Source organism: Streptomyces sp. T39 (assembly GCF_008042045.1).
Taxonomy (GTDB): Bacteria; Actinomycetota; Actinomycetes; order Streptomycetales; family Streptomycetaceae; genus Streptomyces.
This window is the reverse complement of sequence record NZ_RDBP01000029.1, coordinates 108,062-118,761: the sequence shown is the minus strand read 5'-3', so window position 1 is coordinate 118,761 and position 10,700 is coordinate 108,062. Positions and strand designations below refer to the sequence as shown.

Below are 10,700 nucleotides of genomic sequence, written 5' to 3'. Positions count from 1 at the left end.
CCCGGGGCGGCGACGCCCCGGGGCCCTTCCCGTCGGCACCTCCCCCACCAGGGACTTCCGGGGGTCTGCCGCCATGGCGCATACTCTCCCCGCTGCGGCAAACGGAGGAGAGTCGGTCGCCGATGCTGGATGTCCTGGGCCTCGGAGCCGATGACGAGCGCGTCTACCGGGCGCTGCTCGGACGGCCGGGCTCCCCCGCCCCCCTGCTCGCCGGCGCGCTCGCAGTGCCGGTGCCCCGCGTCGAGGGGGCGTTGACCCGGCTGGTGGGCTGGGGGCTGGTGACCGGCTCGCCCGACGGCGATTTCACCGCCGCGCCGCCGGCGGTGGCACTGGGAGCCCTCATCAGCCAGCGCCGGGACGGGCTGCGGACGGCCGAACAGGCCCTCGCGAGCTTCGCCGAGGAGCACCGGGCGGCCATGACCGGGAGCAGCATCAGCGATCTGATCGAGGTCGTCACGGGTGTCGACGCCATCCGCCATCGCTTCCTCCAGGTGCAGCAGGCGGCCCGCACGGAGGTCCGCTCCTTCATCACCGCGCCGTTCGTCGCCCTGCCTCCCGACGAGAACACGGCCGAGCCCATGGCTCTCGGCCGGGGAGTCCGCTTCCGGGCCGTACTGGACCGGGCCGTGCTGGCGGAGCCGGGCATCGTCCACGACGCGATGGACTCGCTGCGCAACGGGGTGCAGTTGCGGGTCGCCGACCAGGTGCCGATGAAACTCGTGCTGGCCGACGCCGACCTCGGCCTCGTCCCGCTCGCGGTCACACCGGCCGGGGAGCCCGGGGCCGTGCTGCTGCACCGCAGCGGCCTGCTCGAAGCGCTGGACGCGCTGTTCGAGACGGTGTGGCGCGCGGCCCGCCCGCTGGAGCTGCCGGGCGCCGGCGCGGGGGAGATCGCCGCCGAACGCGGCGAGGAGGGGCCGAGCGACCTCGACCGGCAGATCCTCACACTGCTCCTGGCCGGCCTCACGGACCTGACCACCGCGGCCCAACTCGGGCTGTCGCCCCGCACGCTGCACCGGCGCCTGCGCCGCCTCATGGACGTGGCAGGTGTGCGGACCCGGATGCAGCTGGGCGCCCACGCCGTCCGTCACGGCTGGACGGAGCCCGTGTGACCGGGAGCGGGCTCCCGTGCCTCCGGCCCGGGCCGAAGGAGCGGAAGACGGGTGGCTGGTCCGCCCCTCGGAGGCCGGACGTGACGGGGAGGACCACCCGCTCCTCGTCCGGGGACTGGTGAGACGTCCGGGGCGAGCGGGCCCGCCCCCGTGCGGCGCGCCGGGTGACGCGCCGCGGTGCCGTGGGCGGGACCGCCGCGCGGGCCCACCTGCGCGAGCGGCGTCCCGCCGCTCGGCCGCGGCGTGTCCCTCATCCGGGCGGCGCGGACGCTGTTTGAATCGCCGTATGACCAAGCGCGACGACGCGGCCCTTTTCGGCAACCGATTCCTGACCGCGCCCGCTCCCTCGGACGCCTTTCCCGAGGGAGGCATGTCCGCCACGGACGCGATGCGGCTCGTGGACGTGGATCTCGCCATGGAGGGCGACCCGCAGCGCAACCTCGCCACCTTCGTCACCACATGGATGGAGCCGGAGGCGCAGCGCCTCATCGCCGAGAACCTCCACCGCAACTTCATCGATCACGCGGAATACCCCATCTCGGCCGAGATCGAGCAGCGGTGCGTGCGCATGCTCGCCGACCTCTTCCACGCTCCGGGCAGAACGACCGGATGCCGCACCCAGGGCTCGTCCGAGGCGATCATGCTCGGAGCCCTGTCGCTGAAGTGGAAGTGGCGCGAACGCCGGCAGGCGGCCAACCTGCCGGCCGACCGGCCGAATCTGGTCTTCGGCGGGGACGTGCACGTGGTCTGGGAGAAGTTCTGCCGCTACTTCGACGTGGAACCGCGCATCGTGCCGCTGTCCGAGGGCAAGTACACGATCGGCCCGGAGGACGTGGAGCCGCACCTCGACGAGAACACGATCGGGGTCGTCGCCGTCCTCGGCACCACCTTCACCGGTCACAAGGACGACGTGGTCGGGATCGACACACTGCTGCGGGACATCCGCCGAAAGCGGGACCTCGACATCCCGATCCATGTCGACGGTGCCAGCGGGGCCTTCGTGTGGCCCTTCCTCTACCCGGACTCGCCATGGGACTTCCGGCTGGAACAGGTCCGTTCGATCAACGTCTCCGGACACAAGTACGGCCTGGTCTATCCGGGAATCGGCTGGCTGGTCTTCCGCGAGGAGTCCGACCTCGCCGAGGACCTCGTGTTCTACGAGAACTACCTGGGCAAGAGGGACGCGACGTTCACGCTGAACTTCTCCACCGGTGCCTCGATGGTGCTCGCCCAGTACTACAACTTCGTACGGCTCGGCCGGCAGGGCTACACCTACGTCATGAAGATGATGCAGGAGAACGCCCGCGCCCTGGCGGACAACCTGAGCGGCAGCGGCCGCTTCGAAGTGATCGGCAGCGATCTCGAACAGCTTCCGCTGGTCGCCTTCCGTCTCGCCGGCAAGCACGCCTACGACGAGTCCGACATCGCCTGGCAGCTCTCCGCCGAGCGGGGCTGGATGGTCCCCGCCTACACGCTCCCGCCCGACGCGCAGCGCGTGAAGATCCTGCGAGCCCTGGTCAAGGAGACCCTGAGCAGGGAGCAGGTCGACCGCCTGAGCCAGGACATCGAGGACGCGTGCCGCACCCTGGACGACAAGGGCTCGGCCCACGAAGCCGAGCGGGCCCGGGTCAAGGCCGGCACCGGCTACTGACGCGCGGACGCCGGTGCCGGGACCCTTCGTGACGCCGGCACCGAACGGGCCGCGGCCGGCGCCGCGTTCACCACTCGGCGACGAGCGGCGCCTCCGGTTCGTGCTGCCGCCAGGCGCCGGCGAGGCGGACGAGACGGGCGGGGGCGGCGATCCCGCGCACGGTGGCGATCCTGCCGCCGGCGATGTCGAACGTCACCGCGCCGACGACGCGGTCGCCCGGCACGAAGAGGATGGCGGGGGCGCCGTTGACGACCGCGTAGTGGAGGGCGGGCGTGCCGCCGGCGAGCCGCCGCTTCGCCGGCGTGGGTGTGAAACCGGCCCGTACGACGGAGGCGATGCGCTGCGGTGTGTCGAACCGGAGCAGCTTCGCGGCCAGGCCGGCGCCGTCGGAGATCGCGGTCGCGTCGTCGGTGAGCAGTGCCACCAGGCGTTCGGTGCGGCCGGAGGAGGCTGCGGCGAGGAACTCCTCGACGATGCCGCGGGCCGATGCGGGGTCGGCACGGCCGCCCGGGCGGCGCCCGGCGCCGATGCGGCGCCGGGCCCGGTGGAGGTGCTGCTGACTCGCGGACTCGGTGATGCCGAGGATCTCCCCGATCTCGGCGTGGCCGTGGGCGAACGCCTCGCGCAGGACGTAGACGGCCCGTTCCACGGGTGAGAGGCGTTCCATGAGCATCAGCACGGCCAGGGAGACCGATTCGCGCTGCTCGAAGGTGTCGGCCGGACCGAGCATCGGGTCGCCGTCGAGGAGGGGTTCGGGCAGCCAGGCGCCGACGGTGCGTTCGCGGCGGGTCCGTGCGGAGCGCAGCCGGTCGAGGCACAGGTTGGTGACGACCTTGGTCAGCCACGCCTCCGGCTCCTCGATCCGCCGGCGGTCGGCGGCCTGCCAGCGCAGGAACGCGTCCTGCACGGCGTCCTCGGCGTCGGTGGCGGAGCCCAGCAGCCGGTACGCGAGGGAGGCCAGCCTGTTCCGGCCGGCCTCGAACCGGCCGGTGTCGAAACGGTCAGTGGCGGTGCTGTCCACGCGGACCACCTCAGGTGCGCTCGGATGGGGAGGATGCGGATGTCTCACGGCACGGGTCGCCGGAAGGCCGTCGGGTGCGCCGTGTCAGGCGGCGGGCGCGTGCCGCGGTGGGCGCGCCGGCGACGACCACGCGCCGGGTGACGCCCGGACCCGGGACACCGCGGGGCGCGGCGCGGACGGCGGGTCATACGACCGCCCCGGCGGACACAGGCGCGACGGCGGTCAGGCGGTGCCTGCGCCTGGGCAGACCGAAGGTCGGGTGCGAGGTGGCCCACAGCGACATCGCGAGGACGCCCGCCTTGATGCGCGCGGCCTTCCGCCCGCCGATGTACGTCGGCTTCGCCCGCCCTTCGCCGTCGACCATCTGCAGGATCCCGTCCCGCCGCCCGAGACTGATGTGGTTGCCCAGGTACTCCAGCTTGCTGTCCGCGGTCTCGCGGCCGGTCAGGCGTCCCACGATCGCGTCCGTGGCCCGTCGGCCGGTGTAGCCGGCCGTGGCGCAGGACATCGGAAGCGGCAGGCCGTTGTCGCCCACGGCGTGGGCGCTGTCGCCGACGGCGTAGACGTCCGGGTGCGAGACCGACCGCATGGTGCGTTCGACGACGATCCGCCCGTCCTCGGTGACCTCCAGCCCGGCGACGCGGGCGATGTCGCCGACGGCGAACCCGGCCGTCCACACGGTGGCGTCCGAGGCCAGGACGGTGCCGTCGGCGCACAGCGCTCGCGTCGCTTCGACGGCCGCGACGGCGGTGTTCTCCAGCACCGTGATGCCGAGGCGGCCGCAGGTCAGGCGCAGGTGGCCGCGGGCCCCGGCGGAGAGCCTGGCACCCAGTTCCCCGCGGGCGGCCAGCGTCACCGACAGGCGGGGCCGGGACTCGGCGATCTCGGTGGCGGTCTCGATCCCGGTCAGCCCGTCGCCGACGACCAGCACACTGCCCCCCTCGTCCCGCCTGCTCAGAACGTCCAGGCGCTCGCGCAGACGCCGCGCCGACGGCCGGCCGGCGACGTCGAAGGCGTGCTCGGCCACGCCGGGGACGCCGTGGTCGGCCCCGTGGCTGCCGAGGGCATGGACCAGCGTGTCGTAACCGATCTCCCCGCCGCCGGCGGCGTCGGCCACGGTGACGGCCCGGCGTTCGGGGTCGACGGCGGTGACCCGGGCCAGGCGCAGCCGTATCCCCGTGCCCGCGAAGACGTCGGCGAGCCGCGGAGCCTCGATCTCCTGACCGGCCGCGAGCTGGTGCAGCCGCAGCCGCTGGACGAAGTCCGGCTCGGCGTTGACGACGGTGATCCCGACGTCCCCCGGGGACAGCCGGCGGGCCAGGGACCCGGCCACGTGGGCCCCGGCGTAGCCGGCACCGAGGACGACGATGCGATGCTTCATGTCCCGCTCCTGTCGAGTCGCTTGCTTCCGGTGACTTGACGGGACAGCGCCGCGAAGTCTGACAGGAATCATCTGTGACGTGGGTCATACGAGTGGTGGCCCTCCACCCGGCCTTCGGCTCAGCTGCCGAGTGCGTGGGCGTCCGCGGCGCTGGGCGGCCCCGGCACGCTCCTCGCCGGGCCCGCCCTGCGCCACGGACGCCCTCCACCGCAGCGGCTGACCGATCGGCGGTGGGGGCCGGCCGGACGCCCGGTGCCGGGATGCCGCTCACCCCGCCGACGGCGATCCGCCCCCGGCCGGTGCGAGAAGGGCTCCGGCGACCCGCCCGAAGCGTGCGGCCATCTCGTCGGCGGACTGCTCGGGGTGATGCCGCCACCAGCGGATCGCGGCGCCCACCGTCCCGTACCAGAGGTGCGTGGCGAGATCGGCGTCGAGCGGCTCGGTGACCGCGGCGGCGCCGAGGACCTCGGCCACTCCGACCGCTCCCATGCGGCTCAGCTCCCGCCGGTGGACGACGGCCGCCGTGTGCAGGTCGCCGCCTTCGGGCAGCGTGGTGTCGTGGACCAGCTCCCAGTCGCGCATACGGGATTCGAGCGCCCGGAAGATCGCCTCCATGGTGCGCGTGGCACGCGCGGCGTCCGGTGAGCCGTCCTGGGCCGAGGCCACGGCCGCGACGAGCCGGGATCCCGCCCGGTCCAGGCAGGCCAGGTAGAGGCCGTCCCGGGACCCGAAGTACTCGTAGATCATGGGCTTGCTGATCCCCGCCCGCGCGGCCACCGCCGCCGTCGAACCGCGCGCGTACCCCTTGGCGCCGAACTCCTCCGCCCCCGCTTCGAGGATCAGCAGCTCGCGCTCCCTGCGGGGCATGCCCTTGGTGCCCGCGCCGCTGGTGACCCTCTTTCGCCCGTCCTCCTTGCCCATGGCGGCATCCTATGCCAGATTGACCGATCGGTAATTTACCCCTGGTTCAGATCGGTGGTGGACGGATCGTGCGAGGCGGGACGCGTTCCTGGTGGGGATGGGGCAACGTCGAGGACGCCGTCACCGGCGCGGAACGCGACGCGCTGACCCGCCGGGTCGCGGAACTGCTGCCGGGCGCGGACCTGACCGTGCACGAGCCGCCGCCCGTCGAGGCGTTCGGCGTGGGCCCGAGCAGGATCCGGGCGCCGCGGGCACTGGCGCCGCTCGCCTGCGACGGCATACGGGACCGGCTGGCGCACAGTCACGGGCAGGCGTTCCGCGATGTGGTCAGGGCGCTGCTGGGGAGGCTGCCGCACGTGCCCGACCTCGTCGTGCGGCCCACGTCGGAGGCCGAGGTCGTGCAGGTGCTCGACTGGTGCGGCGACGCGGGCATCGCGGCCGTCCCCTTCGGGGGCGGCTCCTCGGTGGTGGGAGGCGTCGAGCCGAGGATCGACGGCGACTGGAGGGGCGTCGTCAGCCTGGACCTGACCGCGATGAACCGGGTCCTGGAGGTCGACCGCACCAGCCGGGCCGCACTCGTCCAGGCCGGTGTCCTCGGCCCGGCGTTGGAGGAGCAACTGCGGCCGCACGGCCTCACCCTGCGCTTCTTCCCCCAGTCCTTCCAGTTCTCCACCCTCGGCGGCTGGCTGGCCACCCGGGCCGGAGGCCACTTCGCGACGACGCTCACCCACATCGACGACCTCGTCGAATCGCTCCGGGTCGTCACCCCGTCCGGCACGGTCGAGTCCCGCAGGCTGCCCGCCTCGGGAGCCGGGCCGTCCCCCGACCGGCTGTTCCTCGGTTCCGAGGGGACCCTCGGTGTCATCACCCGCGCCTGGGTCCGCCTTCAGGACCGCCCCCGCCTGCGGGCGGACGCGTCGGTGGCCTTCGCCCGGTACGAGGAGGGCGTGGACGCGGTGCGCGCTGTGGCGCAGTCCGGACTCGACCCCGCCAACTGCCGCCTCCTGGACCCCATGGAGGCGCAGCTCAACGCCGGGTCCCCGACAGCCGTCCTCGTGCTCGGCTTCGAGTCCGCGGACCACCCCGTCACCGCCCGGGCGGAACGCGCCCTGGAGCTGTGCCGCGACCACGGCGGGACCCCGACCGGACCGGTGCGCCTCACCGAGGGCGGCGGCGAACGCCCCCGGGCCGGCACGGCGGCCGACACCTGGCGCTCCTCGTTCCTCAGGATGCCGTACCAGCGCGACGCGCTCGCGGCCCAGGGCATGATCGTGGAGACCTTCGAGACCGCGTGCACCTGGGACCGGTTCGGCACCGTCCGCGCCGCCGTGGACGACGCGGCCCGCGACGCGATGCGCCGGGCCGGTGTCACCGGCGTCGTCACCTGCCGGTTCACCCATGTCCACCCCGACGGCCCGGCACCCTACTTCGGCGTGTACGCCTCCGGCACATGGGGGAGGACGGTGGAGCAGTGGGACGAGATCAAGGCGGCGGTATCCGACGCGCTGATCGCCTCGGGCGCCACCATCACCCATCACCACGCGGTCGGCCGCGACCACCGGCCCTGGTACGACCGCCAGCGCCCCGAACCGTTCGCCGCGGCCCTCCGCGCGGTGAAGGGGACGCTCGACCCCGGGGGCATCCTCAACCCCGGCGTCCTCGTCGATCCGCCGGCCGCCGCCGCACGGCGGCGAGGCGCGGCCCGGCGGCGGAGTCAGGGATGACTGCAGGCCGGAGGGCGTATCCGGCGGGCGGCCGGGTAGCCGCAGAGTCACCTGGAGGAGGACGCATGACGATGACCGACCACCCCGACAGAGAGATCGACCGCGCGGAGCCGAACGGCCCCCACGACGCGGACGGTTCGGACCGGGAGCAACCGGAGACCCCGCACGAGCGGGTGAACCGCCGCTGGAACGAGATCCTCCAGGAGACCAGGGTCGCGCAGACCGGTGTGCAGATCCTCTTCGGCTTCCTGCTGAGTGTCGCCTTCACCCCGCTCTTCCGCGAACTGGACGGCTTCGACCAGGGGTTGTACGTGGCGACGGTCGTGCTGGGCGCCTCGTCGACCGCGGCGCTGATAGCGCCCGTGGCGATCCACCGCATCCTGTCCGGGCTGCGCATGAAGCACGAAGTCGTCCAGGCGGCCGGGCGGTTCATGGCCTGCGGCATGGTGATGCTGGCCCTCACCATCGGCTGCACCCTCATGCTGATACTCGACGTGGTCCTGCCGGGCGCGGCGGCCACGGCGCTCGTCGCCACCGTCATGTTCTGGTTCGCCGTCTGCTGGGTCGTCATCCCTCTCCGCATCCGCCGCAGGGCGGGCCGCCGCCCGCGCTGACGACGGCCCACGAGGAGGCTCCCGCGGCGCTGTGCGCCGCGGGAGCCTCCTCGTGGGCCGTCCCGGGCACGCCGCCTCGCGCGCTCCGCCGTCACCCACCGTCGGAAGGGCGGCCGCCCGGCGGCCCACGCCGTCGCGACGTCGGCCTGCCACGGACGGGGCCCGCCGCCTGGCGTGCCCGGCCCTCCCGCCACGCCCGCGCCGCGGGAGCGGAACTCCTCGCGCGACGCGGCGAGCCGCTGCTCAAGCCGCGGACATCCGGAGGCCGGCCTGTTCGACCCGCTCCCGTGCCCGCTGACGGGGTGCGTCGGCGTTCTCCCGTCCGGCTCGCCGTGCGGGCGGCGGTGTCACCGGCCGACGCGGCGGAGCGGGCTCCGGTGACCTCGTCCCGGCGCAGCCGCTCCCGTGGGCGCCGCGCGACGCTCCCGCCGGCGCATCGTCGCAGGCCCTGGCCGCGCCCGCGCGGCAGGACCCGTGGCGGCGCACGATGGAACGACGGACGGACGGCGCCACGGCCGCGTCCATGCCCGCGCAGGGCGTGGCCCGGCGCCCAGTGAGGAGGCGGACGCATGGCGCATCACCACAAGTCCAACCGCGAGGTCGGGAGCGACCCGCTGCGCGGTGGCGAGGGCCGGGGCCTGCCACGGCGGCCCGACGAGGCGGAACTGGAGCGCCGCACGCTGCGGGACCGGCGCGAGGCCGGGCTGCCCGCCCGGGCGCCGGAGGAGTCCGACACCGTGTACCGCGAGGCACGGGCCGAGGTCGAACGCCAGGTGGGCACGGGCGAGATGACCACCGCGGCCACCCGGGGGGAACGCGACCCGTTCCCGCCGACCCGCTACCGGCGCTGAGGCCGGCGAACCGAGGCGCACCCGGGCCGCCGGTACCGGGGCCGCCCGCGCAGGCGTAGAACACCAGGACCGAGGCGTAGAACACCAGGACCGAGGTAGACGAGTGCCGAGCGGTGCCCCGGCGTACGCCGGGGCGCGCGGACACCGGTGTCGCTTCACCTCGGGCGGAAGGGCCTTGAATGAACAGTTCCGTCAGCATCGACCTCGTCCGGCACGACCACGGCTGCGTCGTCCTCGCCGCGCGGGGCGAACTCGACCTCCAGACCGCCCCGGTGCTCTACCGGCGGGGCCTGGACGCCGTCGGCAAGGGCACGGCGCTCGTCCTCGACCTGAGCGAGGTGGGCTTCTGCGACTCCTCGGGCTTCAACGCGCTGCTCCGGCTCCACCGCCGCGCGGTCGTGGACGGGGGCGGCACCCTCGTCCTGGTCTCGCCGCCGGACCAGATCAGGCGCCTTCTCGCCCTCACCGGCGGGGGAGAGGCGTCGATCCCCGTCCACCCCAGCCTGGAGCGGGCGTGCGGGAGCCTCGCCGCACCGCCCGCCGCGCAGGCCGCCTGAGACGAGCCGGCGGCGCGGATGCCCGTCGCACACGACGGGCATCCGCGCCGCCGGCTACGGGCGAGCGGGACCTCGCGGGCCCGGCCGGGCATCACCGCCCCGGCCGGGTCCGCTGTCGTGCCGGCGTCGGTCGCCCGTGTCGGCCGGGTCCGCTGCCGTGCTGGTGCCGGTCGCCCGCCCCGGCCGGGTCCGCTGCCGTGCCGGCGTCGGTCGCCCGTGTCGGCCGGGTTCGCAGCCGTGCTGGTGCCGGTCGCCCGCCCCGGCCGGGCCCGCTGCCGTGCTGGCGTCGGTCGCCCGTGCCGGCCGGGCATCACCACCCCGGCCGGGTCCGCTGCCGTGCTGGCGTCGGTCGCCCGTGCCGGCCGGGCCCCGACGGACCGCCCCACCCGCCGCCGTGCGTCCCGCACCGGCTTCCCGGCAGCCCCCGCCCCTCGGGGACACCGGTGCGGCCGCGGGGGCGGTGGCGCCGGCACCTCGCCGTCCTACGGGGCGGCGGGCACCGCGGCCCGGTGCACACGGCCCGGCATCGGACCGCAATGCGCGGGCCGATGCCGGGTAGACGGCAGTCATGATCGCATCCACTTCTCTCGCAGCCGGCGGCTCCGCGTCGCTCCTCCTCATCGTCGGTGTCGCCGTCGTCGTCCTTCTGCTCGGCGCGTTCTGGCTCGGCAGCCGCCGTGCCGCCCAGCGCAAGGACCCCGCGCCGCGACCCGCCACGACCGACCAGACCGGACCCGCCGCGGCCAGGAAGGACTCCTGGACGACGCCCGGCCCGGACGACCGCCCGTGACCGGGCACACCGCGCCCGGCTCCCCCCGCCCGGGCGTGGAACGAACCGATCCGGGCACTCCGAAGGAGGACGCCCCGT

10 protein-coding genes are annotated in these 10,700 nt (G+C 74.6%); 7 read left to right on the top strand and 3 right to left on the bottom strand.

Annotation, left to right across the window (positions count from 1 at the left end):
• Window positions 1–122: 122 nt before the first annotated feature.
• Both EAO77_RS21170 and EAO77_RS21165 read left to right on the top strand, forming a co-directional pair.
• The gene (locus tag EAO77_RS21170; protein ID WP_147989859.1) at window positions 123–1,112 is read left to right on the top strand and encodes a TrmB family transcriptional regulator; all 990 of its coding nucleotides are present in this window, start codon (window positions 123–125) and stop codon (window positions 1,110–1,112) included.
• Window positions 1,113–1,398: 286 nt separating this feature from the next.
• On the top strand, window positions 1,399–2,763 hold the full coding sequence (locus EAO77_RS21165; RefSeq protein WP_147989858.1) for a glutamate decarboxylase: 1,365 nt from the start codon (window positions 1,399–1,401) through the stop codon (window positions 2,761–2,763).
• 67 nt (window positions 2,764–2,830) lie between these two features.
• Here EAO77_RS21165 and EAO77_RS21160 read toward each other — a convergent pair whose 3' ends face one another.
• From EAO77_RS21160 to EAO77_RS21150, 3 genes are all read right to left on the bottom strand, one after another.
• Window positions 2,831–3,784: a sigma-70 family RNA polymerase sigma factor gene (locus EAO77_RS21160; RefSeq protein ID WP_187283340.1), complete on the bottom strand. Its 954-nt coding sequence runs from the start codon at window positions 3,782–3,784 to the stop codon at window positions 2,831–2,833.
• Between the two features lie 184 nt (window positions 3,785–3,968).
• Window positions 3,969–5,165, bottom strand: a complete 1,197-nt coding sequence (locus EAO77_RS21155) for an NAD(P)/FAD-dependent oxidoreductase (protein WP_147989856.1) — start codon at window positions 5,163–5,165, stop codon at window positions 3,969–3,971.
• 267 nt (window positions 5,166–5,432) lie between these two features.
• The gene (locus EAO77_RS21150) at window positions 5,433–6,086 is read right to left on the bottom strand and encodes a TetR/AcrR family transcriptional regulator (RefSeq protein ID WP_261994075.1); all 654 of its coding nucleotides are present in this window, start codon (window positions 6,084–6,086) and stop codon (window positions 5,433–5,435) included.
• Between the two features lie 68 nt (window positions 6,087–6,154).
• Here EAO77_RS21150 and EAO77_RS21145 point away from each other — a divergent pair, with 68 nt between their 5' ends.
• The 5 genes from EAO77_RS21145 (at window position 6,155) to EAO77_RS21125 (ending at window position 10,622) form a co-directional block, all read left to right on the top strand.
• Complete coding sequence (locus tag EAO77_RS21145) at window positions 6,155–7,810, top strand: FAD-binding oxidoreductase (RefSeq protein ID WP_147989855.1); 1,656 nt, start codon at window positions 6,155–6,157, stop codon at window positions 7,808–7,810.
• A 65-nt stretch (window positions 7,811–7,875) separates the two neighbouring features.
• Complete coding sequence (locus EAO77_RS21140) at window positions 7,876–8,424, top strand: DUF6328 family protein (RefSeq protein ID WP_147989854.1); 549 nt, start codon at window positions 7,876–7,878, stop codon at window positions 8,422–8,424.
• 569 nt (window positions 8,425–8,993) lie between these two features.
• The gene (locus tag EAO77_RS21135; RefSeq protein ID WP_147989853.1) at window positions 8,994–9,275 is read left to right on the top strand and encodes a hypothetical protein; all 282 of its coding nucleotides are present in this window, start codon (window positions 8,994–8,996) and stop codon (window positions 9,273–9,275) included.
• A gap of 179 nt (window positions 9,276–9,454) precedes the next feature.
• The gene (locus EAO77_RS21130) at window positions 9,455–9,832 is read left to right on the top strand and encodes an STAS domain-containing protein (protein ID WP_147989852.1); all 378 of its coding nucleotides are present in this window, start codon (window positions 9,455–9,457) and stop codon (window positions 9,830–9,832) included.
• A gap of 568 nt (window positions 9,833–10,400) precedes the next feature.
• On the top strand, window positions 10,401–10,622 hold the full coding sequence (locus tag EAO77_RS21125; protein ID WP_147989851.1) for a DUF6479 family protein: 222 nt from the start codon (window positions 10,401–10,403) through the stop codon (window positions 10,620–10,622).
• Window positions 10,623–10,700 lie beyond the last annotated feature (78 nt).

Excerpts from the sequence above, each read along its gene's own strand:
- EAO77_RS21170 (WP_147989859.1), top strand. The coding sequence starts at position 123 with ATGCTGGATGTCCTGGGCCTCGGAGCCGATGACGAGCGCGTCTACCGG.
- EAO77_RS21165 (WP_147989858.1), top strand. The coding sequence starts at position 1,399 with ATGACCAAGCGCGACGACGCGGCCCTTTTCGGCAACCGATTCCTGACC.
- EAO77_RS21155 (WP_147989856.1), bottom strand. The coding sequence starts at position 5,165 with ATGAAGCATCGCATCGTCGTCCTCGGTGCCGGCTACGCCGGGGCCCAC.
- EAO77_RS21150 (WP_261994075.1), bottom strand. The coding sequence starts at position 6,086 with ATGGGCAAGGAGGACGGGCGAAAGAGGGTCACCAGCGGCGCGGGCACC.
- EAO77_RS21140 (WP_147989854.1), top strand. The coding sequence starts at position 7,876 with ATGACGATGACCGACCACCCCGACAGAGAGATCGACCGCGCGGAGCCG.
- EAO77_RS21135 (WP_147989853.1), top strand. The coding sequence starts at position 8,994 with ATGGCGCATCACCACAAGTCCAACCGCGAGGTCGGGAGCGACCCGCTG.
- EAO77_RS21130 (WP_147989852.1), top strand. The coding sequence starts at position 9,455 with ATGAACAGTTCCGTCAGCATCGACCTCGTCCGGCACGACCACGGCTGC.
- EAO77_RS21125 (WP_147989851.1), top strand. The coding sequence starts at position 10,401 with ATGATCGCATCCACTTCTCTCGCAGCCGGCGGCTCCGCGTCGCTCCTC.